A 22,402-nucleotide genomic window follows, 5' to 3' on the forward strand; every position below is an offset into this window, starting at 1 on the left:
TTCCGGTGAGTCGACTTTCTGCGTAGCTGTAATCAAGCTCGCCTTTATCGTAAACCGCATATAGTGCGTGAGTGCAACATGGATAGAGCGTGTTGCAGCAACGCAAAGTTAGCGCAAGGTTAGCTTTGGTCAGGCTGTAGCAGAGGCCGGTTTCGCCGTCTCGACGCGAGGGCGATATGCGCGCAGGAAGGTGCGCACGGCATTGCGCGCCGAGGTTTCCCTTGCCGCCTCAGTCGGGGTTTCGCCAAGCAAAAGAGCAACTTGCAGGTCGGCGTTGATGAGCGCCAGGAATTGCCGGGCGGCAAGATCGGGGTCGTCGACGTCCAGAAGGCCGGCATGCGCCAGCCGGGCAAAGCGGGCGGCCAGCGCCGACCAGGTCTTCAGCGGTCCTTCGTTGCGCCAGGTTGCGAACAGCTCCGGATAGCGCTCACCCTCGGTCTGGATCAGCTTGCGCAAAAATTTTCCATCGCGATTGCAGATGCAGTTCTGGTTGAGGCGAATGGCGAAGGCGACCAGTTCGGCCTCGAGGTCCTTCGGATGGTCCGGGAAGGTGGCAAGCGTTGCGAACAGGCCGGCATTCGTGCGGTCCGTTATGTCCTTCACCACGGCAAGGAACAGATTGTCCTTGTCGCCATGGTGATTGTAGACGGTCTGGCGCGAGACGCCCGCTTCCGCGGCGATCAGGTCGATATTTGCGCCTCCGAACCCCTCCTGACAGAACACGTGCGCAGCCGCCTCGAGGATCGAGGCGCGCTTGGCGGAATGGCTGCGCGGGGCAGCGAAATGGGGGAACGGGTTTTCCTTCATTTGAAAAAATAAGATAGGTGTGGTTGACGAATTAGACAAGCGTGTCTAATTTTCTGGACATAGATCGTCAATCCAGCCTGGGGAGGGAGGGGGACTGACGGCGTTTTGCATGCAGACATTGCCTGACCTGCCGGATTTCGTTGCCGGCGTCATATTCCCGAAAGCAGCAACATGACACCGAAATTCCTCCGTCTTGCGCTCTTGCTCGGCCTTCTTTCGGCCATCGGCCCCTTCGCCATCGACATGTATCTGCCGGCGCTGCCCTCAATCGGCGCCGACCTTAATGCTGGCACCGGCGCGGTGCAGATGAGCCTTTTGGTCTTCTTCATCGCAACCGGCGTTGGCCAGGTGGTTGTCGGGCCGATCTCGGACATGGTCGGCCGCAAGTCGCCGTTGTTCTTCGGCTTGGTGATCTTCGCGATCGGCGGTGTCGGCGCGGCGCTGGCGCCCGATATCGAATGGCTGGTGTTCTTCCGCTTTGTGCAGGGGATCGGCGCCTGCGCCGGCATGGTGGTGCCGCGCGCCATCGTGCGCGACCTGCATACGGGCACGGAAGCCGCAAAGCTGATGTCTTTGCTGATGCTGGTGTTCAGCGTCTCGCCCATCCTGGCGCCTCTCACCGGCAGCTTCATCATCGAAAGTGCTGGCTGGCGGGCCGTGTTCTGGGTGGTGACGGCGGCGGCGCTGATTGCGCTCGGCATGGTGATGGTGCTGAAGGAAACGCGGCCTGCCGAGCAGCGCGTCGGCAGCAGCCTCGGCAGTGCGTTGCGAGGCTACCGGCAACTTCTGGGCGACCGCCATTTCCTTGGCCTCACCTTCATAGGCGCGTTCGGGATTTCGAGCTTCTTCGTCTATCTGTCGAGCTCGTCCTTCATCCTGATCGAGCACTATGGCTTGTCGCCGTCGCTCTACAGCGTGTTCTTCTCGATCAATGCGGTGGCCTTCATCGGCATGTCGCAGCTCACCGGCTTGCTGTCGCAGCGTTTTGGCCTGCGTCGCGTGGTGCGTACGGCGGTCTGCGGCTATGCGGGCTTCATGGTGCTGCTTCTGGTGGTGACGAGCTTCGGCATCGACCGGCTCGATGTGCTGGCGACGCTTCTCTTCATCGGCTACGGCTTCCTCGGCCTCGTCATTCCCTCGACTGCGGTGTTGGCGCTGGAGGATCACGGCGAGATCGCCGGCACGGCCTCTGCGCTCATGGGCACGCTTCAGCTGGCAACCGGCGCGGTGGCCATGGCGGTGGTGGGGCTGTTCTTCAACGGCACCTCGCTGCCGATGGTGGCGGGCATTGCCGGCTGTGCCGTGATCGCCTTCGCATTTGCGCAGCTGACGCTCGGGCGCCGCCATCAGGCGACGGCGCAAGCCGAAATGCCGGCGGAATGACCACCGCTTGGGGCAACTGAGAAAAGGGCTGGGATTTTCCCGGCCCTTTTCGTTTCAGGCTTGTTTGGCGGCGGAGCTTTCTTGGATCTGCCCTAGAACGAAAGTCAGCCGATCTTCGACGGGCGCGCGCGGCACCTCGACCAGCCGGTAGCCGCAGGCTGTGTGGGTTTCGACCATCGCCTCATAGGTGCGCTCAGCCTCCGCCAGATCCTGCCGGCGCTCGCTGTCCTGCCGGAAGATTTCCGGCCATGGCGGCAGAATGAAAACCGTGCGGTTGTAGCGGAAGCTTTTGGCGGCCTCTTCCGCATGAGGCGGCACGGGCAGGCCGGTCAGCCTGAGATAGCCGATCACGTCGGGCACGCCGCGGTCGAAGAAGACGGGGCCGGTTTCGTCCCGTGCCGCCTCGTGCGAACGCATTTCCCAGACCAGCATCAGTTCGCCGAAGAGAGCCGGGTCCTTCCAGGGCAAGGCAGGGCCGGAGATCGCCATCTGATGGCGGATGATGCCGCGCCCGGCCTCCGGCGCCACGGCGTGGCCGGCGGCGCTGAGTGCTTCGAGAAGCGTCGTCTTGCCGGAGCCGGGACCTCCGGTCAGCACGAAATAGCGGTCTGTCAGGACCTGTGTCATGAGACCTCGCGTGAAAGGATCACTTGTCGAAAGGGGAAAATCGCCAGGTCGATCCCGAGCGCGCGCAAAGACGCGCCGCATAGAGGCTGGCGAAAGAAAAAAGGGAGGGGGAGGAGAGAAGTGGAGGTTTCTGTTGCCAGGTACCTCCGAACCCCGCCTAGAAGTGCGAACCTCTAGGGCTTGATTTGAAGCTATCGCACCGCATTACGCAGCGAGACGTGCTTCCGCATAGTTGTCGTTGGCAACTATAAGTTTAGCCCGATAACGGTGGTACAATGCCGAGCAAAAGTACGATCTTTACGCCTTCGTCGATCCTATTTCGCCCCCATCAAAAGCCGCTCCTCAAAGCGGTTTTTGGTGGAGGCGCCGGGTACCGCCCCCGGGTCCGAACGGTTTATTCCATCGCCCATTTATTGCCATAGTCAGACAAGCTGACACGGCGAATATAGGCAGCCGTGGCGCAAAATGAAAGCCCGCAATCGCAGCTATCCACTTCCTGCTACGCGCTTGACAGGGGCGGGGCCAGAAAGGAAGCTCGCGGGTGGTGAGGCACACGCGGGGAAACGCAAAAGTTGTGGCTCCTCGGGGACTTCATCGAGCAACGTCCTGTTTTCCGACGAGGGAATTTACATGACTGACCATCTTGCAGACGTGAAGAAGTACGATGCCGGCGCCAGCGCCGAAGCGGTCGACAAGATCGTAAAACATCTTGGCATTGCACTGCACAGCCGCGATGCGTCGCTGGTTTCGTGCACCGATCCCAAGGAGCTTGCGCGCGTAAAGGAGAGCTGGATCGGCAAGAAGCTCGGCGTGACGGACGATGCAAAGGCCGAGGCCGTGGTGGAAAAGGTCTGCAAGACGATGGCGGCCGATCACGCTAAGCACCGCGTGACGTTCTACTACCTGGCGGCGAAGGAACTGGGCAAACTCGGCGCCCTCTGACAGGTCATTTGTACCCACCCAGCCGGTCTCCGCCGCGGCTTTGGGCCGTCGCGGCGGCCGGTATTGGGGATGAGCCCCGGTTATGCGTGGCGCGGACCGGGGCTTGCGCTATGATTGGCGGAACTCCCGAATCAAGCGAATCCCATGCGCCAGTATCTCGACCTCCTCAGACATGTGCTCGAAACGGGCGTCGACCGCGGCGACCGCACCGGCACCGGCACGCGCTCGGTGTTCGGCTACCAGATGCGCTTCGACCTTGCCGAAGGTTTCCCGGTGACAACCACCAAGAAGCTGCACCTGAAGTCGATCATCCACGAGCTGCTTTGGTTCCTGAAGGGCGACACCAACATCAAGTACCTGCAGGACCACGGCGTCACCATTTGGGACGAGTGGGCCGACGAGAATGGCGATCTCGGACCCGTCTATGGCGCGCAGTGGCGTTCCTGGCCGGCGCCGGGGGGCGGGCACATCGACCAGATCGCCAATCTGCTCACGCAACTGCGCACCAATCCCAATTCGCGCCGGTTGATCGTCTCGGCCTGGAACCCGGCGGAAGTAGACGAGATGGCGCTGCCGCCCTGCCACTGCCTGTTCCAGTTCTACGTCTCGGAAGGCAGGCTTTCGTGCCAGCTCTACCAGCGTTCGGCTGACATCTTCCTCGGCGTGCCATTCAACATCGCATCCTATGCGCTGCTGACGATGATGGTTGCGCAGGTGGCCGGGCTGAAGCCGGGCGACTTCATCCACACGTTGGGCGACGCACATCTCTATTCGAACCATTTCGAGCAGGCGCGCGAACAGCTTTCGCGCACGCCGAAAGCGCTGCCGACGATGTGGATCAACCCGGAGGTGAAGGACCTCTTCGCCTTCCGCTTCGAGGACTTCCGGCTCGAGAATTACGAGGCCGATCCCTCTATCCGCGCACCGATCGCGGTGTAAACGAAAAAAGCGCTGCCTCGGGCAGCGCTTTTTTTTGGGCGGTGTCAGTCAAGCTGCACGGAGACGCTCAAGCCCTAGCGTCATAACGTTTCTAACGATTTCGACCAACGTATCGGGCGACGAAGGGCGTTCGTCGGGGTCGAATGCGAGCCCGATGACGGCCCCCGAGCCCACGGCCGTTGCGACAGGCCAAAAGTCGAAGCGCGAGGTCACAGCCGGGTAGATTCCGGCGCGCGCGACAGTTTCGGTCGCCAAAGACGACAGCGCCATCTCGAATTCAGCCTCCTGCGGTTCTGCGCTACTGACTGCCTTTTTGACGGAGACCACTTTTCCCTCCGCGACAAGCATCACGACAACAGGAACTTGGAAGAGCGCGGCCAGAGCCTCGGAAGTGAGTGAGACGATCATCTCGGTGTCGTCGGCCGCCACGACATCGCGGCTATAGCATTGCAGCACAGTCCCCTGCCGTCTCAGCAGCGCCACGTCAGTCGCCCTCCGCCTGGAAGTGTAGGCAACGCCGCTTACGATAAGCCCAATGATAAAGAGCAGTGCAACCGCCCAGATGTTTGCCGGGTCCTTGACCATGAGTGAGTAGCGAGGGTCAGTCAGGAAGAAATTGTAGGCGAGAGCGCCAAGTATGGCCGCGCAGAGTGAGGGCCCCAAGCCGAAAGCAACGCCTGCTATGACCACCGGCACGACAAATAAGAGGGAGAGGTTCGGGACATTTGCCTCGATGTCGACACTGACAGCCAAAACCGTCGCGATGGCCGTCATCGCAAAGGCAACAAGATAGCCCACTACGGCCGAGGGACTTGATGGCGCCGCGCTCGAAAGCGGATCGGGAGGCGAGGTCGGTGCGATGTCCTGTCGAAGCTTCGATTTGGCATCGGTCATTGGCTCAACTCCTGCCCAGCAACATGCCGTCGCGGCATAATGCTGAATTGAGTATACACCTCTTCCGATCGTGCGTGACAGTTGCTGGCCGCGGCTCGCCCGGTGGTAGTCGATGCGTGCGCCTCGCCCGTCAGGGAGCGAGGCGCTTAGTCGCGCCGTCGCTTACGCGAAGAGCCGGACCGCCATGTAGCACAGCGCCGAGATGGCGGCTGCGATGGGCAGGGTGATGACCCAGGCGACCACGATATTCCCCGCAATGCCCCAGCGCACGGCCGTGACGCGCCGCGCAGCGCCCACGCCGATGATGGCACCGGTGATGGTGTGGGTGGTGGAGACCGGGATGCCGAGCCAGGTCGCCAGGAACAGGGTCAGCGCGCCGCCGGTCTCGGCGCAAAAGCCCTGCATAGGGTTCAGCCGGGTGATCTTGGAGCCCATCGTGTGGACGATGCGCCAGCCGCCGAACAGCGTGCCCAGCGCCATGGCGCTCTGGCAAGCGATGACCACCCAGAACGGCACGTAGAACTCGCTGCCGAGCTTGCCCTGCGAGAACAAGAGCACGGCGATGATGCCCATGGTCTTCTGCGCGTCGTTGCCGCCATGGCCGAGCGAATACATCGAGGCCGAGACGAACTGCATGATGCGGAAGGTGCGATCCACCGCAAAGGGCGTCTGGCGCACAAACAGCCACGACACGAACAGGACCAGCAATAGGGCAAGCAGGAAGCCGATGAGCGGCGACAGGACGATGGCCGACGTGGTCTTCAAGAGGCCGCCCCAGACCACGGCGCCGCCGCCGGCCTTGGCCACGCCCGCGCCGACCATGCCGCCGATGAGCGCATGCGAGCTGCTCGACGGAATGCCGAAGATCCAGGTGATGATGTTCCAGCTTATCGCGCCCATCAGGGCTGCGAAAATCACCTGTGGGTCGACGATGCTGGCGTCGATGATGCCGGTGCCCAGCGTCTGCGCGACATGCAGCCCGAAGAACAGGAAGGCGATGAAGTTGAAGAACGCCGCCCAGGCAACTGCGTATTGCGGCCGCAGCACGCGGGTCGACACGATGGTCGCGATGGAATTGGCGGCGTCGTGCAGGCCGTTGAGGAAGTCGAAGAACAGCGCGACTGCGATCAGGCCGACCAGCAGCGGAAAGGCGAGCGAGGCGTCCATCAGCGATTACACGTTCTCGATCACGATGCCGCTGATCTCGTCGGCGACGTCCTCGAAGCGATCGACCACCTTCTCGAGCTCGGCATAGATTTCCCGGCCGATGAGATAGGCCATTGGGTCGCTGTTGCCGTGGCGGCGGAAGAGATCCTTCAGGCCCTGGTCGTGCAACTCGTCCGAGCGACCCTCTATGCGGGTGACCTCCGAGGCGATCGCGCTCAGCCGTGTGGCGTTGGGGCCGATCTTGTTGAGAAGGGGAATGGCCTCGTCGATCAGACGGGCCGCCGACACGATGGTCGTGCCCATTTCCCGCATCAGCGGGTCAAAACTCTTCTGCTCGTAGAGGATGACGGTCTTCACCGTCTTGCGCATCATGTCGATGGCGTCGTCCATCGACTGGATCAGGTCCTGGATGTCGCTGCGGTCGAACGGGGTGATGAAGCTCTTGCGCACCGCCAGCATCACCTCGTGGGTGATGGCGTCCGCCTGGTTCTCCAGCTCCATGATCTGCCGGCCATATTTCTCGACATCCTCGCCGCCCGCCAGCAACTTCTCGAGAGTTTCAGCGGCCGTCACCACGATGCGCGAATGCTTGGCAAACAGATCGAAGAAGCGGTCCTCCCGCGGCATCAAAGCCCGAAACCAGCCCAGCATTCCAAAATCCTTCTGTGCAGTCCTGTCGAAACCGGGCGCCGGCGGCAGTGCCGAAAGCGTCCTGGCAGCGGCCGAAGATTAGACGGCCAACTGAATTCCGGTTTCGTCTATTTCACGATGGACCGTCTCGCTAGTGCAGAAATGCCAAGATCAACGACGAAATCGCGTGAAAAAGCGCGTCGTGTGACCGCAGGCGGCCGATTTGGCCGGCCCCGGGCAGCCTGGATAGGCCATTACGTTGGGGAAGTCAGAGCGCCAGCTTGTAACCGATGTGGCCCGCGGTGAAGCCTAGCTGCTCGTAGAAGCGGTGCGCATCCAGACGGTCGCGGTCCGTCGTAAGCTGGACCAGATTGCAGCCGCGCTCGCGGCATTGCGCGATCGCCCATTGAAACATTTGCCGGCCAAGCCCGCTGCCGCGACGGTGGCCTGCGATGCGCACCGCCTCTATCTGGCCGCGCCACGCACCCTTGCGGGAAAGGCCGGGGATGAAGGTAAGCTGGAGCGTGCCGACGACGACTGCGTCTTCCGTGACCACGGCGAGGAACTGGTTGGGGTCGGCGTCGAGCGCGTTGAAGGCGCTTCTATAGCACTCGGCCAGCGGATGGCTCGTGTCCTCGCGCTGCCGGCCCAGCTCGTCGTCGGCAAGCATGGCGACGATTGAGGGGAGGTCCGTCTCGCGGGCCCGGCGGAAGCTGATCTGAGTCATGACGCAAGCTTAGACGGGCAGGCAGGCGAGAGGCAATGCATGGACGGGGGCCGGATTTGCTTTGCTCGCTGTCCCGCAAGCGGGTTACATGCGGCACATGCCTCGCTGACTCGAACCTGACGCCACGACAGCCGACATCCACTGCGAGGGGATGGACGCCGGACCGCTGGGGATTTCACATGCTTCGACGCCTGTTGCTTGCCTTGATGTTCACCGCTGCCGCTGCACCGGCGCTGGCTAACGATTCCATCGCCGAGCTCGGCACCGGCGGGCTGGTCCTGTCGCGCAGCGACGTCGTGGCGATGGAAAAGGAAGACCTTTTCATCTCGCGCGACAAGGTCACGGTCGATTACGTCTTCCGCAACAGCTCCGATCAGGATGTCTCGACCATCGTGGCCTTTCCGATGCCGGACATCGAAGGCAATCCCTACGAGATGCCGTCCATCCCGCGGATGGACGAAGACAATTTCCTCGGCTTCGAGGTGTCGGTCGATGGCCAGCCGGTCAAGCCGGAGCTGGAGCATCGGGCCATTGCCGTCGGCATCGACATTTCCGACGAGCTGAAGGCCAACAATGTGCCGTTCTATCCTTTTGGCGACGGGACGACGAAGGCGCTGGAAGCGCTGCCGCAGCAGGTGGCCGATGACTGGCTGAACCGCGGCATCATGATCATCGACGAATATGATGACGGCTCCGGCATGAAGAAGGTGCGCACGCCCTTCTGGCAGCTCCGCTCGACCTATTGGTGGCGCATGGTCTTTCCGGCCGGCAAGTCGGTGAAGGTCGCGCACAGCTACCAACCGAGTGTCGGCGGCACGGTCGGCCTGACCTTCCTCGACGACGGCAAGTTCCAGGGCGCGACCTATGATGATTACAAGCGGCGCTATTGCATGGATTCGAGCTTCGAGAGCGCGGTGCTGAAGGAGGTCGGGAAGACTGCCGACGGCTCGCCGACATTCTATGAAAACCGCATTGCCTATATTTTGAGGACGGGCGGCAACTGGGCGTCCGGCAATATCGGCGACTTCACGCTAACCATCGACAAGGGCGATCCGGACAGCCTTCTCACCTTCTGCGGCAAGAATGTCGAGAAGATCGGCCCGACCACGTTCCGCATGAAGGCGTCCGACTTCTACCCCGACACCGATCTCGACATTCTGATCCTCACCCGACCGGGTAACGCAACCGAAGGCGGCAATTGATGAAGCTTGGAATCTATGTGGCGATCGCAGAAAACGGCGTCATCGGACGCGAGGGCGATCTGCCGTGGCGGCTTTCCACCGATCTCAAGCGCTTCAAGGCCGATACCATGGGCAAGCCCATCGTGGTCGGGCGCAAGACGTGGGAGAGCTTTCCGCGTCGTCCGCTGCCCGGTCGCCTGAACATCGTGGTGACGCGCGACAAGATGTTCCAGGCGGAAGGCGCCGAAGTGGTCGGCTCGCTCACCGACGCCATCGCGCTTGCCACAGCGCGCGCCCGCTGCATGTCCGGCGTGGACGAAATCTGCGTGGTGGGTGGCGGCGAGATCTATCGCGAAGCGTTGCCGCTGGCCGACCGGCTCCATGTGACCCATGTTCTGGCCGAGGTTGACGGAGATACGCGCTTTCCCGAGATCGATCCCGAAATCTGGCAGGTCGTCAGCTCGCTCGACGTGCCTGCCGGCGAAAAGGACAGCCATGCGACACGCTACACCGTTTACGAAAGGCGTAGGGATGTGCATTGAAATGGCATTTGGGATCGTTTCGTAACCAAAACGGCCGCTTCGAGCCGCGGTTACGTTGAAAGCACGTATTGGCGTCCCTATAGAAGGAAAGCACTGATATCGCGCCCGGCGGGCTGGTGCGAAGAATTTGAACCGAAAGGACATTCATGCCCTGGAACAATCAGAGCGGTGGCGGCGGCGGCGGCCCATGGGGTGGCGGCGGCGGCAATAGTGGGGGACCATGGGGGCAGGGCCCTCGGGGACCCAGCGGTCCGCAAGGAACACCGCCCGATCTGGAAGACATCATCCGGCGCGGCCAGGACAGGCTGAAGAATGTGCTTCCCGGTGGTGGCGGCGGCAGCCCGCTGCTGCTCGGTCTCATCGCGCTCGCGCTCCTCGTGTTCTGGGCGTTCCAGGCCGTCTACACCGTCCAGCCGGACGAGATGGCGGTGGAGCTGCGCTTCGGTAAGCCGAAGAACGAGCTGGCCGGCCCGGGCCTGCACTTCCACTGGTGGCCGATCGAGACGGTCGAGAAGGCCAACACCGCCGAAAAGCTCATCAACATTGGCGGCGGCTCGGACCGCTCCCACTCGGGATTGATGCTTTCCGGCGACCAGAACATCGTGAATGTCCAGTTCTCGGTTGCCTATCAGGTCTCCGATCCCAAGGCCTATCTCTTCAACGTCTCCGATCCCGACGGCATGCTGCGGCAGGTTTCCGAAAGCGCCATGCGCGAGGTGGTGGGCCGTCGTCCCGCACAGGACATCTTCCGTGACGACCGCCAGGGCATCGCCGATGGCGTGCGCAGCATCGTTCAGACCACTCTGGATGGTTACGGCGCAGGTCTCACGGTGAATGCGGTCTCGATCGAGGATGCAGCGCCGCCGCGTGAAGTGGCCGATGCGTTCGACGAGGTGCAGCGCGCCGAACAGGACGAGGACCGCTTCGTCGAGGAAGCCAACCAGTACTCCAACCAGAAGCTCGGCCAGGCACGCGGCCAGGCGGCACAGATCCGCGAAGATGCGGCTGCCTACAAGAACCGCGTGACGCAGGAGGCCGAAGGTGAGGCTCAGCGCTTCATCTCGGTCTACGACGAGTATGTGAAGGCACCGGATGTGACGCGCCAGCGTCTCTATCTCGAAACCATGGAATCGCTGTTGAAGGGCACCAGCAAGGTCATCGTCGACGAGGGTAAGAGCCAGGGCGTGGTTCCCTATCTGCCATTGCCCGAACTGCAGAAACGTACGCCGTCCGCGGCTCCCGCCGAAGGAGGCAAGTGATGTCTAATCGTCTCCCCATCATCGGCATTATCGTCGCGATCCTGCTTGTTCTGCTCTATTCCTCGATCTACGTCGTGAATGCGCGCCAGCAGGCGATCGTTATGCGCTTCGGCCAGATCGTTGATGTGAAGAGCGAGCCCGGTATCTACTTCAAGATGCCGTTCTCCATGTTCGACGCGGACACCGTGCAGTTCGTGGATGACCGTATCCTGCGCTTCGACCTCGACGACATCCGCGTCCAGGTCTCGGGCGGCAAGTTCTACGAAGTCGATGCCTTCGTGGCCTACCGCATCAAGGATCCGCGCGTTTTCCGCCAGGCCGTGTCGGGCAGCATCCCGCTTGCCGAACAGCGCCTGAAGACGCGTCTCGATGCGGCCCTGCGCCGTGTCTACGGCGTGCGCGGCTTCGAGGCGGCACTCTCCGAAGAGCGTGCCTCCATGATGCGTGACGTCCGCGACCAGCTGCGCGCCGACGCCAATTCGCTCGGCCTCGAGATCGAGGACGTGCGTATCCGTCGTACCGACCTGACGGCCGAGGTCTCGCAGCAGACCTACGACCGCATGAAGGCAGAGCGCCTGGCCGAGGCCGAAAGGCTCCGCGCCCGCGGCCGCGAGGCGGCGCAGCGCATCCGCGCCCGTGCCGACCGCGAGGTCGTCGAAACCGTGGCCGAAGCGCAGAAGGAAGGCGAAATCCTGCGCGGTGAGGGCGATGCCACCCGCAGCGCGACCTTCGCCAACGCGTATCAGCGTGATCCGGAGTTCTTCGAGTTCTATCGCTCGTTGAACGCCTATGGCGCGTCGATCAACAACGCCGACACGACCATGGTGCTGTCGCCGGAGTCGGATTTCTTCCGTTACTTCCGCAACCCGTCCGGCAAGACCGATGGAACCCCTCCTGCGGCTCCTGCCAAGCCCGCTGCGCCGACTGCCAATCCTGCGCCGGCGCCGCAACGGCCTACTACCGGCGCCAGCCAGTAAACCGCGCCGGTGTCTGATCTGATTGCCGCCATGGGTCTGGTCCTCGTCATCGAGGGCCTGATCTATGGCGGCTTTCCCAATCTCGCCAAAAGGCTGGCGGCCGAAGTGCTGTCGATGCCAGAGAATGCGCTGAGGGCCGTCGGGCTCGCCTCGATCGCCATCGGAGTCGGCCTGGTCTGGCTGGCGCGCGCATAGCATCCGTGCCGGGCCGGCACGATGGTTGCGCAATAACGACCGGCGCTCGTTAAGCAATCTCGATATATTGACTGGCTAACCTCACAAGCCAGTATGCAAAGTCGCAAACACGCCTTATTTTTTGCGAACATGGTGATGCAGCCCATGGGCTGCACCGCTTTTTCTGTGTCTGACTCCGGAGACATCTTCCACATGACAGCCAAATTCATCCTGCCTCGACTGCGTAACGGCTTCGCCGCCGCGACGGCAGCGCTTCTGGTGGGCGCGATCGCCATGCCGCACGCCGTCGTCGCACCGGCGATGGCCCAGGAGACACAGCAAAAGCCTGCTATTCATCCGCAGGGGCCGGCCTCGGTCGCCGATCTCGCGGAAGGTCTGCTCGGCGCAGTCGTCAACATCTCGACCTCGCAGACCGTGAAGGGCGGCGGCGAGGGACCGGGCGCAGTGCCGATGCCCCAGCTTCCGGAAGGCTCGCCCTTCCAGGACTTCTTCGACGATTTCTTCAAGAACCGCCGCGGCGACAAGGGCGGCGGTGACGAAGGTGAGGGCGGTGGCGATGCCCGGCCGCAGAAAGTGCAGTCGCTCGGCTCGGGCTTCGTGGTGGATGCCGACAAGGGCATAATCGTCACCAACAACCACGTGATCGCCGATGCCGACGAGATCATGGTCAATTTCTCCGACGGCATGAAGCTCAAGGCCACGCTGGTCGGCACCGACACCAAGACCGACATCGCCGTGCTCAAGGTCGATCCCAAGGGCAAGAAGCTGACGGCGGTCAAGTTCGGCGATTCCAACAAGATGCGCATCGGCGACTGGGTGATGGCGGTGGGCAATCCGTTCGGCCTGGGCGGCACCGTTACCGTCGGCATCGTTTCGGCGCGCAACCGCGACATCAATTCCGGCCCGTATGACGACTTCATCCAGACGGATGCGGCGATCAATCGCGGCAATTCGGGTGGCCCGCTGTTCAACATGGAAGGCGAGGTCGTCGGCATCAACACCGCAATCATCTCGCCCTCGGGCGGCTCGATCGGCATCGGCTTCTCGATCCCGTCCGAACTCGCGGCCGGCGTCGTGCAGCAGCTGTCCGAATATGGCGAGACGCGCCGCGGCTGGCTCGGCGTTCGCATCCAGCCCGTTACCGACGAGATCGCCGAAAGCCTCGGCATGAAGGCGGCGCAAGGTGCTCTGGTCGCCGGCGTCATCAAGGGCGGTCCGGTCGACAACGGCAGCATTCAGCCGGGCGACGTAATCACCAAGTTCGACGGCAAGGACGTGCACGAGATGCGCGACCTGCCGCGCGTCGTCGCTGAAAGCCCGGTCGGCAAGGACGTCGACGTCGTGCTCGTGCGCAAGGGCGCAGAGCAGACCGTCAAGGTCAAGCTCGGGCGTCTCGAAGACGGCGAGAAGCTTGCCAAGGGCGAAGAGGCGAAGAAGACGCCGGACAAGGCCCCGGCCACGACCTCCGTGCTCGGCATGACCATCGGCGATCTCGACGACGGTGCGCGCAGCAAGTTCGGCATCGGCGCGGAAGTGGCGGGCGTGGTCATCACCGACGTGTCGCCCAACTCGCCGGCCGCCGACCGCGGCATTGCGCCGGGCGAGGTCATCACCGAGATCGCGCAGGAGTCGGTTTCCTCGCCGAAGGACGTCACTGACAAGATCAAGGCGCTGAAGGACCAGGGCCGCAAGAACGCGCTGCTGATGCTGGCCTCGAAGACCGGCGAGCTGCGCTTCGTGACCGTGCGGATAGACTGAAGCCGGAAACCCGGCGAGTCATCGATCAAAAAGAAAGGGCGGCTAGTTAGCCGCCCTTTTTCTTGCCTCCCAGTCCTCCCGCGTCACGCGATAGAAGACGTGGCGCTTCAGATGCGGCTGCGTGTCCGGTATCTCTGGGTGGTCGAAGTCGAGCAACGGGTCGCGGCGCATTCCGAGCCGCTCCATCACCGCCCTCGAGCGCTTGTTGTTGGTGACGGCAAAGGAGACGACCTCCGGCTTGCCGAGCTTGTCGAAGCCGAAATCCAGCAAGGCAGTTGCCGCTTCGGTCACGTAGCCATGACCCCAGAACTCCGGCGCAAGCCGCCAGCCGATCTCGATGGAACCTGCCGGCGCGACCGGCTCGATCTCCACATCGTGCAGGCCGAAAAAGCCGATGCACTGGCCGGTCGCTGCGATTTCGACCGCCGTCCAGCCGTAGCCCTGCGCGGCGATCTCGGCGCTTATCTGATCCATCTTCGCATCCGCCTGCGCTCTGTCGCGCCGGAAGGGGAAGAACTCCATCACCGCCGGCTCGGAGTTGATGCGATGGAACAGCTCGCGGTCGCGCTCTTCCCAGTTGCGCAGGATGAGGCGTTCGGTGCGAATGACGGTCATGCGGCAAACTCCGTCTGGCTGTAACCCTGAAGATAGAGAAGGGCCGTGAGGTCGGCATGGTCGATGCGGACCTTGGCCTCGGCGGCCACCGCCGGCTTGGCGTGCAGCGCCACGCCCGTGCCGGCGAGCTTGATCATGTCGAGATCGTTCGCGCCGTCGCCCACGGCGATGGCGTCCTCCGGCGAGAGGCCGAGGCGGCCAGAGATGTCGAGCAGCGCTTCGGCCTTTGCGGCGCGGCCCAGAATGGGGTCGGTGACTTCGCCGGTGAGCTGGCCATCGCTCTCGATCAGATGGTTGGCGCGGTTCTCGTCGAAGCCGAGCATGGCGGCGATGCGCGAGGTGAACACGTCGAAACCGCCCGACACCAACGCCGTGTAGGCACCGTTGGCACGCATGGTGGCCACCAGCGCGCGGCCGCCGGATGCCAGCGTAAGGCGGCCGGTGATGATGCGGTCGATGACGGCGGCATCGAGCCCCTTGAGTAGGGCGACGCGTTCGCGCAGCGCCGGTTCGAAGGCGATCTCGCCATTCATCGAGCGCGCGGTGATTGCGGCGACATGTGCCTTGATGCCGACCTCGTCGGCGAGTTCGTCGATGCATTCCTGGTCGATCATGGTCGAGTCCATGTCGGCCAGCAGGATCTTTTTCCGGCGCGTCTCGGCTTCCTGGACCACCACGTCGATGGGCTCGGACGACAGTGCCGCGCGCAGGGCGGCTCGCGTCTCCTCGGCCGAAGTTCCGCCCGGCAAAGACAAGTCTGCGGCGATATCCTCGGCCAACCAGCGAACGGAGCTTGCGCCGACCGCCTGCGAGGCCATATTCGCGAGCGACTGCGAAAGACGGCGCTGGGCCGGATGGGAAATGAGGGTGGCGACGAGCGGCATGGGATATTCCGGCACAGATGAAGGCGGCGAGCGCGTGAAGAACGCAATCCTGATAGCCGGGCCGACCGCCAGCGGCAAGTCGGCGCTGGCGCTGCAGCTTGCCACAAGCAGGGGCGGGGTCATCGTCAATGCCGATTCGATGCAGGTCTATTCGGTACTCGATGTCTTGAGCGCGCGCCCGAGCGCGGACGATCTCAGTCGTGCGCCGCACCATCTCTACGGCCATGTTTCGCCGGCGATCGCCTATTCGTCAGGCGCCTGGCTGCGCGACGTGACGCAGCTGATCGAGCAGGGGACGCTTGCCGGCCGCATCCCGATCTTCGTGGGCGGCACAGGTCTCTACTTCCGCGCACTGACGGAAGGAATATCGAAAATGCCCGATATTCCGGCTTCGGTGCGGGAGCATTGGCGCAGCCGGTCGCTCGAAGAGGGCTCGGAGCAGTTGCATCGCATCCTGGCAGAGCGCGACCCGGAAATGGCGCAACGGCTGAAACCCGGCGATACACAGCGCATCGTGCGGGCGCTCGAAGTGCTGGAGGCGTCCGGCCGTTCGATCCTTGCGTGGCAGGGTGCAAGCGGGAATGCGCTGATCGACCGCGAAAGCGCGAGCTTCTTCGTCCTGGAACCCGAGCGTGCGACGCTGGTGCGCCGGATCGACGAGCGTTTTGACCGCATGCTCGAAGCCGGCGCGCTGGAGGAGGTTCGGGCACTGGCAGCAATGCAGCTCGATCCGGCCCTGCCGGCCATGAAAGCCATCGGCGTGCGCGAATTGCAGGCAGCCGATGCCGGAGAGATTGAATTTCCCGAGGCGATTACGCGCGCAAAAATTGCAACGCGCCAATATGCCAAGCGTCAGACGACATGGTTCCGCAACCAGTTCGGAATGGAGTGGAAACGCCTTAAGAGCACAGAATCAATAAGGTAATTGATGTATCTGGACACTTATGTTCGATACTTTGATTAAAATAAATTCGCGCTTTGGTTGATCGGATTAACGGACCGTAAGGCCTCGCTATGGCATAAGGAAATAGCGGCCGTGATACCCGCTTTCACGGTTCGGGGGGCTCGCCAGCGGAAGGTTCATGCGTTTCCATCAGTCGGAATCGGCACTCTTTGTCCTGATCACTGTCATCCTGCTTGCCGGCATGGTGACCGTGCATGCCTATGTCGTGCTCCATTTCGACGAGATGCCGCACCATTTCGAACACGCCGAGAATGTCGGCTATCTCGCCACGTTGCTTTTCGTGATCGGCGTGCTTCTGGCGACGGCCTTGTTCTTCAGCATCTTCTTCATCTATCCGCAGATCCGGAGCCAGGCGAAGGAGCACGGCCAACTGCAGGAGATGACAGCCACGCTCAGCGCGCGCTCCGAAACGCTGGAGCAGGCGGCGCTGACCGACAGCCTCACTGGCGTGCAGAACCGGCGCTATTTCGATGAGGCGCTGAAGGAATATCTCTCCGAATTCGCCCGCATCGAGAAACCGGTCGGGCTGATGATCCTCGACCTCGACCATTTCAAGCAGGTCAACGACACCTATGGCCACGACATGGGCGACAAGGTGCTCCGCACTGTCGCCGGCTGCCTGCGGGACATGACGCGCTATCACGATATCGTCGCGCGCCTTGGCGGCGAGGAATTTGCGGTGGTGGCGCCGAACATGGACGCGGACACGCTATTCCGATTCGCCGAGCGGATACGCAAGGCCATCTCCAACACGGCGATCTCGTCAGGCAATGCCAGGCTGAAAGTCACCACAAGCGTCGGTCTTGCCGTGTGGGACCACAAGGAAGGTGCCGAGGACTTTTTCCGGCGCGCCGACAAGCAGCTCTATCACGCCAAGCGAGAAGGCCGTAACCGCGTCTGCGCCTGAGAGCCAGGGCGGTTTTCTGGTCTTCAACTCCGGTCGAAGCCGACATGAAAAAGCCGAGGCTTTTGGCCTCGGCTCGAATTCTTTTTGATCATCAGGCAGCTTGGGGGCGACCCCGTCAGTCCGAGCGTGATCGGCCGAAGGTCGTCGGCTTCAGGCCGAAGCTGACGTCGAGATCTTCGGGTATCGGCGCCGCGGGCTCGACCGGGCGGCGATAGCCGGGGTCGCCTGCCTGCCGCTGTCCGTCGGTCACTTCGGCAAAGCCGACCGCCTGCTGCGGACGCGGCACGTTGCGCAGCCGCTCCACGATGCCGGCCAGATCGACGTCGCTACCATCGCCGGATGTTTGCGCGGCCTGGCGCTTGCTTGAACCCGGAATCAGGCTCGTCGGGATCTTTTCGAATTTGAGGCGCATGGTTGTGGCCACGCCCTCGCCGAAGGCGATCGCCTCGCGCTGGCCCATGGATGACAGGAAGGAGAGCGTCGAGGCCGAGGAATCGGCAATCGCCGAGCGGATGATCTTCTGGTCCTGGTCGTTGGCAAGCCGCATGGCAAAGACGGTCGAGCACTGCGACAGGATCGTCGGATCGAGTTCGCCTGGCCGCTGGGTCACCACGCCGAGATAGCAGCCATATTTGCGGCCTTCCTTGGCGATGCGCGACAGTGCGTGGCGCGTCGGCGCAAAACCGAGGCGCGCGTCGGCCGGCATGTAGCGGTGCGCTTCCTCGCAAAGCACCAGCAGCCGCAGCTTGCCCTCGCTCCAGAGAGCAAGGTCGAAGGCGAGGCGCGCCAGCACCGAACAGACGGAGTTCACCACTTCCGATGGCAGGCCCGCCATTTCGAAGCAGGTGATCGGCCGTCCGCCATGGGGGATGCGGAAGATGTTGCCGATGGTCTGATGGATCGTGTCTTCGATCAGCCGCGAATTGAACATGAAGCGGTAGCGCGGATCGGCGATGGCCGATTCGATGCGCGTCTTCAGCGAGCGATAGACGGGCCTGTCATTCTTGCTTTCGAGCAAGCCCATGCGCTCGTCGAGTTGCTTGATCAGGTCGGCCATGCGGTAGGGCACCGGCGTGTCGGCCGTCAGCGAATCCGCACCGCGACGCAGGAAGGTGCCCGAATGCGGATTGCGGTAGAGGTTCTTGGCTTGCGGAATGATGTCGCGCAGCACGTCGATCTCGTCGGGCTCGATCTCGCGCCCGCGGAACAGCACTTCGGCGAACTCCTCCAGCCGGAAAAGCCAGAAGGGCAGGTCGAGCGTGGCTGTGTCGACCTTGACGCTGTGGTCGGGCAGGGCGGCCGAGAATTCGTTGTGCGGGTCGAGGATCAGCACGCGCAGGTCGGGCTGCGCCTCGATGGTCTTGCGCAGGAGAAGCGACACGGCGGTCGACTTGCCGACGCCGGTGGTGCCCACGACTGCAAAGTGCCGCGCCAGCGTGTCTTCGATGGCGATGCAGGCACTGATCGATTCGTCCTGCGAAAGGCTGCCGATGGTCACCGACTGGCGGCCCGCAAGGTCATAGACGGCCTGCAGGTCGCGCGTGCGGATACGGTGGGCAATGGCGCCGATATGCGGATAGACGGTGATGCCGCGATCGAAGACGGGGACCGCCCCGGCTGCGCCGTCGCGCACCTCACCGACTAGCTCGACGCTGACTTCGATCGGGTTGCGCCCGTTTTCGTCCCAAACGCGGTCGGGCCGGCCGATCGCATAAACCAGGCCGACCGTGCGCGTAACGCCGAGATTGATGGAGATCATTCGCCCGACGGTCCAGAGCCCGGCCAACGTGCCTTCGTCGCCGTCGGCAAAGGCCGCGATTGTTGCGCGGGCGCCGTCGCAATGCACGACATGGCCCAGCACGCGCGCATCAGGCTGCGCCTCCTCGCGCCGCTCTTGCGACGTGATCTCTCCGCCGAATTTTTCCCGATCAACAAACATGCTGTGGTTCTGCCCCGCGAAAACAGTGGCATCACCCTAGTCGATCCGGGTTAAGCGGCAATGAGACGGTATGGTGGAGAAGGCCTTAACGAACAGGCTCGATATCGAGGTATCGGCGGAAAGCCGCAAGCAGCCAGAGCCGAACCGTCTCCTCGGCCTGGTCGAGGCTGGTACCTGAGGGCGCAGTCAGATAGTGGCCGGTTCCACTGCGGAGCGCGTAGTCCGACAATGGCAGCAGAGCCCTTTCGCGCAAGGCCGCGTCCGCCAGCGGACGCGAGCCCAGGAGAACGCCCGCCCCATGCACCGCCGCTTCTAGTGCTGTCACGAAGGTGTCGAACTTGTGGGACGCTTCGGCGGGTGGCGTGACGCCTGCGGCGGAAAACCATTCGCCCCACATGCCGCGGGCGCCGAATACCGTCAGCAGAGGCAGGCGCGGCCAGCCCGGATCGCCGGCCAGCCAAGGCGCGGCCATGGGCTGGAGCGCCTCGGACGTCAGTTGATCGGCACGGCGGCCAGCGAAGGCGCCGTTGCCGAAGCGGATGTCGAGCCCGTTCCAGGCGTCGCCATAATCCGCCGGCTTATGGATGGTCTCGATCTGGAGCCGGATGAAAGGATGGCTTTTGGACAGTTGCGGCAGCAACGGGGCCAGCATGAGCGTTGCAAAGGAAATCGGCGATCGAATGGTGACCGTTTGGGTGGCCCGGGGCTCGAAGAGTTCCGTCGTGCTGTTCCCAATCGTGGCAAAGGCCGACTGGATGTGGGGGAGGTACGCCGCGCCTTCCGGAGTAAGGTCTATGCCGCGGGCTCTGCGGATGAACAGGCGCGTCTTGAGATGTTCTTCAAGCGAGCGGATGTGCTGGCTGATTGCAGCCTGCGTAAGTCCGAGTTCGGTGGCCGCGCCTGTAAAGTTCGACAGCCTCGCTGCGGCTTCGAAGCTGCGCAGCCAACCAAGGGGCGGCATGGTCCGCGGGTGGTTTGCTGGCATAAGTAAAATCGGGCCATTGAGCAAAAAATGATAATTTGAGTTATATCGAGCGGCCGATCAATGTGCAACCGCCATGAATGGAGGTGCACCTTGCTCAAGAATGTCTCGGTTACAGATGACGGACGAACAGTGGAACTGGTCTGGAACGATGATCGTCGCGCCAGATTCCACGCGGTTTGGCTGCGCGACAACGCGCTGGACGACAAGACGCGCAGCCCCGGCAACGGCCAGCGCCTGATAACCATCCTGGATATCCCGGCGAACACGACGATAGCTCAGGCGGCTGTCGTGAATGGCAATCTCTCGGTTCGTTTCGCGCCGGAAAACAAAAGCGTCAGCTTCCCGTCTGACTGGCTGCTCGCCAACCTCTATGATCGTGCCCGCACCACTGTACTTGGCTGGGTGGCCGACGGAACGGTAACCTGGGACAGGCAGACGATGCAGAATTCCGTGCCACGGAATTCCTATGCGGCAGCAGCGCACGATCCGGCTGACCTTCAACGATGGCTGGCCGCCGTCAAGGCCTATGGCTTCGCCGTGATGGATGGCCTGCCGACGGATTCGGGCAGCCTATGCAAGATAGTGGATCTCTTCGGCTATGTGCGAGAGACGAACTATGGTCGCTGGTTCGAAGTGAGGGCGGAGGTCAATCCGAACAATCTCGCTTTCACCAATCTCGGGCTGCAGGCTCATACCGACAACCCCTATCGCGATCCGGTGCCGACGCTGCAGATACTTGCCTGCCTGGAGAACACCGTGGAAGGGGGAGAGTCGTCGGTAGTGGATGGATTTGCGGTCGCCAAGGCGCTCCAACAGGAGGACCCGGAAGCGTTTCGCCTGCTCAGGTCCTGGCCGGCGCGTTTTGAATATGCCGGCACGTCCGACGTGCGTTTGCGCTCCAAGCGCCCGATGATCGAGCTGGGGCCGGATGGGCAGATGCTGGCGATCCGCTTCAACAACAGGTCGCTCGCGCCTGCAGTCGACATCCCGTTCGAAGACATGCCCGCTTATTATGCGGCCTATCGGCGATTTGCCGAACTGATCGAGGATCCGCGCTTCGAAGTGACCTTCAAGCTGGAGCCCGGCGAGGCCTTCATAGTCGACAACACGCGTGTAATGCATGCGCGCAAGGAATTCTCCGGCACGGGAAAGCGTTGGCTGCAAGGGTGCTACACCGACAAGGACGGCCTGTTGTCCACGCTTGCCGCAATCGAGGCTACCCGCAAGGAGGCTGCGGAATGAGCGAAAATCGGTTGAACTCAGGCAATATCGTCGAATTCATTGCCGACATATTCGAACGCCGCGGCGCCGAATCTTATCTTGGCGAACAGGTGACGATGTCCGAACACATGCTTCAGGGAGCGTGGCTGGCGGAGCAGGAAGACGCTCCGGAGGCGCTGGTTGCCGCCGCGCTGCTTCATGACATCGGGCACTACACCAGTGAATTTGGCGCTTACTCGCCCGATGATGTGGAAGACAATCATCATGACGAGGCAGGCGGGCGGGTGCTTGAGCCATTCTTCCCGTCGGTGATCGTGGAATGCGTGCGGCTGCATGTGGCCGCCAAGCGCTATCTGTGCGCCACCGACCCTACCTACTTCGGAAAACTGTCTCAGGCTTCCGTTCACACGCTGTCGCTGCAGGGTGGTCCAATGGATGCGGACGAAGTGGCCGAATTTCGCCAAAATCCCTACCATGAAGAGGCAGTCCGGGTTCGGATCTGGGACGAGGGCGGCAAGGTCCCAGCCATGAAAACCAAGACTTTTCGCGACTACGTGCCTCTTCTGGAGCGGGTCGTGAAGCAGTTTGCCGAGACAAGGACGCTTGCCTAGCGATATGGATGCCTGTCGATTGGGGCGGCATCGATTGCCGCCCCTTTGCTTGCTCCGGCGATATCGCCGCGAGACGTGTTCACTCCATGTTTTGTGATGCGCGATTCCCCATTGACGGGTTTTTGCGTGACCACTAAGGTTCGCCCCCATGAAGATCGAACTCATTCTCGTAGGAAGGCGCGTGGGCAAGGCGGTGTGACCGCCGGGCGAAGTCCTCCCATGCGCAAACACACAGGCTCCCTCGGGGG

At 62.6% G+C, this 22,402-nt stretch carries 23 protein-coding genes and 1 other RNA gene; 13 read left to right on the forward strand and 11 right to left on the reverse strand.

The features are described 5' to 3' along the window. Positions 1 to 129: 129 nt before the first annotated feature. A complete protein-coding gene (locus M2281_RS15425) occupies positions 130 to 807 on the reverse strand; it encodes a TetR/AcrR family transcriptional regulator (RefSeq protein ID WP_280822057.1) in 678 nt (225 codons plus the stop codon). A 171-nt stretch (positions 808 to 978) separates the two neighbouring features. On the opposite strand from M2281_RS15425, the gene M2281_RS15430 reads away from it, so the two are divergent. Continuing rightward, positions 979 to 2,190 carry a multidrug effflux MFS transporter gene (locus M2281_RS15430; protein WP_280822058.1) on the forward strand — a complete coding sequence of 404 codons (1,212 nt, stop codon included), beginning with the start codon at positions 979 to 981 and terminating at the stop codon, positions 2,188 to 2,190. Positions 2,191 to 2,244: 54 nt separating this feature from the next. On the opposite strand, the gene M2281_RS15435 is transcribed toward M2281_RS15430, so the two are convergent. After that, positions 2,245 to 2,817 carry an AAA family ATPase gene (locus M2281_RS15435; protein ID WP_280822059.1) on the reverse strand — a complete coding sequence of 191 codons (573 nt, stop codon included), beginning with the start codon at positions 2,815 to 2,817 and terminating at the stop codon, positions 2,245 to 2,247. A gap of 119 nt (positions 2,818 to 2,936) precedes the next feature. Next, positions 2,937 to 3,292, reverse strand: a transfer-messenger RNA (tmRNA) gene (gene ssrA, locus M2281_RS15440). A 155-nt stretch (positions 3,293 to 3,447) separates the two neighbouring features. Between ssrA and M2281_RS15445 the strand changes: the two genes are divergently transcribed. Continuing rightward, a complete protein-coding gene (locus M2281_RS15445) occupies positions 3,448 to 3,759 on the forward strand; it encodes a DUF2853 family protein (protein WP_280822060.1) in 312 nt (103 codons plus the stop codon). Between the two features lie 144 nt (positions 3,760 to 3,903). Beyond that, complete coding sequence (locus M2281_RS15450; protein ID WP_280822061.1) at positions 3,904 to 4,698, forward strand: thymidylate synthase; 795 nt, start codon at positions 3,904 to 3,906, stop codon at positions 4,696 to 4,698. Positions 4,699 to 4,746: 48 nt separating this feature from the next. Here the strand turns inward: M2281_RS15450 and M2281_RS15455 are convergent, their stop codons facing one another. From M2281_RS15455 to M2281_RS15470, 4 genes are all read right to left on the reverse strand, one after another. After that, the gene (locus M2281_RS15455) at positions 4,747 to 5,592 is read right to left on the reverse strand and encodes a DUF4118 domain-containing protein (RefSeq protein ID WP_280822062.1); all 846 of its coding nucleotides are present in this window, start codon (positions 5,590 to 5,592) and stop codon (positions 4,747 to 4,749) included. 162 nt (positions 5,593 to 5,754) lie between these two features. Next, positions 5,755 to 6,759, reverse strand: a complete 1,005-nt coding sequence (locus tag M2281_RS15460; protein WP_280822063.1) for an inorganic phosphate transporter — start codon at positions 6,757 to 6,759, stop codon at positions 5,755 to 5,757. A 6-nt stretch (positions 6,760 to 6,765) separates the two neighbouring features. Further along, on the reverse strand, positions 6,766 to 7,410 hold the full coding sequence (locus M2281_RS15465) for a DUF47 domain-containing protein (RefSeq protein ID WP_280822064.1): 645 nt from the start codon (positions 7,408 to 7,410) through the stop codon (positions 6,766 to 6,768). Between the two features lie 247 nt (positions 7,411 to 7,657). Then, positions 7,658 to 8,116, reverse strand: a complete 459-nt coding sequence (locus M2281_RS15470) for a GNAT family N-acetyltransferase (protein ID WP_280822065.1) — start codon at positions 8,114 to 8,116, stop codon at positions 7,658 to 7,660. Between the two features lie 179 nt (positions 8,117 to 8,295). Here M2281_RS15470 and M2281_RS15475 point away from each other — a divergent pair, with 179 nt between their 5' ends. From M2281_RS15475 to M2281_RS15500, 6 genes are all read left to right on the forward strand, one after another. Then, positions 8,296 to 9,318, forward strand: a complete 1,023-nt coding sequence (locus tag M2281_RS15475; protein ID WP_280822066.1) for a DUF4424 domain-containing protein — start codon at positions 8,296 to 8,298, stop codon at positions 9,316 to 9,318. Next, entirely contained in the window at positions 9,318 to 9,839 is a 522-nt protein-coding gene (locus M2281_RS15480; protein WP_280822067.1) for a dihydrofolate reductase, read from the forward strand. The genes M2281_RS15475 and M2281_RS15480 overlap by 1 nt, the downstream gene beginning before the upstream one ends. Before the next feature lie 146 nt (positions 9,840 to 9,985). Then, on the forward strand, positions 9,986 to 11,098 hold the full coding sequence (hflK, locus tag M2281_RS15485) for an FtsH protease activity modulator HflK (RefSeq protein ID WP_280822068.1): 1,113 nt from the start codon (positions 9,986 to 9,988) through the stop codon (positions 11,096 to 11,098). Next, positions 11,098 to 12,075 (forward strand): protease modulator HflC, encoded by a 978-nt coding sequence (gene hflC, locus M2281_RS15490; RefSeq protein WP_280822069.1) that lies wholly within the window; start codon positions 11,098 to 11,100, stop codon positions 12,073 to 12,075. Before hflK ends, hflC begins: the two co-directional genes overlap by 1 nt. A gap of 9 nt (positions 12,076 to 12,084) precedes the next feature. Next, complete coding sequence (locus tag M2281_RS15495) at positions 12,085 to 12,270, forward strand: DUF2065 domain-containing protein (protein ID WP_280822070.1); 186 nt, start codon at positions 12,085 to 12,087, stop codon at positions 12,268 to 12,270. Positions 12,271 to 12,462: 192 nt separating this feature from the next. Then, positions 12,463 to 14,028, forward strand: coding sequence for a DegQ family serine endoprotease (locus M2281_RS15500; RefSeq protein WP_280822071.1), 1,566 nt, complete (start codon positions 12,463 to 12,465; stop codon positions 14,026 to 14,028). Positions 14,029 to 14,070: 42 nt separating this feature from the next. Here the strand turns inward: M2281_RS15500 and M2281_RS15505 are convergent, their stop codons facing one another. Further along, positions 14,071 to 14,643: a GNAT family N-acetyltransferase gene (locus tag M2281_RS15505; protein ID WP_280822072.1), complete on the reverse strand. Its 573-nt coding sequence runs from the start codon at positions 14,641 to 14,643 to the stop codon at positions 14,071 to 14,073. Continuing rightward, positions 14,640 to 15,527: a phosphoserine phosphatase SerB gene (serB, locus tag M2281_RS15510; RefSeq protein WP_280822073.1), complete on the reverse strand. Its 888-nt coding sequence runs from the start codon at positions 15,525 to 15,527 to the stop codon at positions 14,640 to 14,642. Before serB ends, M2281_RS15505 begins: the two co-directional genes overlap by 4 nt. On the opposite strand from serB, the gene miaA reads away from it, so the two are divergent. Both miaA and M2281_RS15520 read left to right on the forward strand, forming a co-directional pair. Further along, positions 15,505 to 16,452, forward strand: a complete 948-nt coding sequence (gene miaA, locus M2281_RS15515; RefSeq protein ID WP_280822074.1) for a tRNA (adenosine(37)-N6)-dimethylallyltransferase MiaA — start codon at positions 15,505 to 15,507, stop codon at positions 16,450 to 16,452. The two genes, serB and miaA, sit on opposite strands and share 23 nt — an antisense overlap. A gap of 157 nt (positions 16,453 to 16,609) precedes the next feature. After that, the gene (locus M2281_RS15520) at positions 16,610 to 17,398 is read left to right on the forward strand and encodes a GGDEF domain-containing protein (protein WP_280822075.1); all 789 of its coding nucleotides are present in this window, start codon (positions 16,610 to 16,612) and stop codon (positions 17,396 to 17,398) included. A 115-nt stretch (positions 17,399 to 17,513) separates the two neighbouring features. On the opposite strand, the gene M2281_RS15525 is transcribed toward M2281_RS15520, so the two are convergent. Further along, positions 17,514 to 19,337, reverse strand: coding sequence for an ATP-binding protein (locus M2281_RS15525; RefSeq protein WP_280822076.1), 1,824 nt, complete (start codon positions 19,335 to 19,337; stop codon positions 17,514 to 17,516). Between the two features lie 85 nt (positions 19,338 to 19,422). Next, positions 19,423 to 20,298 carry a LysR family transcriptional regulator gene (locus M2281_RS15530; protein WP_280822077.1) on the reverse strand — a complete coding sequence of 292 codons (876 nt, stop codon included), beginning with the start codon at positions 20,296 to 20,298 and terminating at the stop codon, positions 19,423 to 19,425. Positions 20,299 to 20,412: 114 nt separating this feature from the next. Here M2281_RS15530 and tmpA point away from each other — a divergent pair, with 114 nt between their 5' ends. Further along, positions 20,413 to 21,564, forward strand: coding sequence for a 2-trimethylaminoethylphosphonate dioxygenase (tmpA, locus tag M2281_RS15535; RefSeq protein WP_280822078.1), 1,152 nt, complete (start codon positions 20,413 to 20,415; stop codon positions 21,562 to 21,564). Then, positions 21,561 to 22,154, forward strand: coding sequence for a (R)-1-hydroxy-2-trimethylaminoethylphosphonate oxygenase (tmpB, locus tag M2281_RS15540; protein ID WP_280822079.1), 594 nt, complete (start codon positions 21,561 to 21,563; stop codon positions 22,152 to 22,154). The genes tmpA and tmpB overlap by 4 nt, the downstream gene beginning before the upstream one ends. The last annotated feature ends 248 nt before the right edge of the window (positions 22,155 to 22,402 follow it).

The sequence above is a fragment of the Pseudaminobacter soli (ex Li et al. 2025) genome, from assembly GCF_029892515.1.
In the GTDB taxonomy this organism is placed as follows: Bacteria; Pseudomonadota; Alphaproteobacteria; order Rhizobiales; family Rhizobiaceae; genus Pseudaminobacter; species Pseudaminobacter soli_A.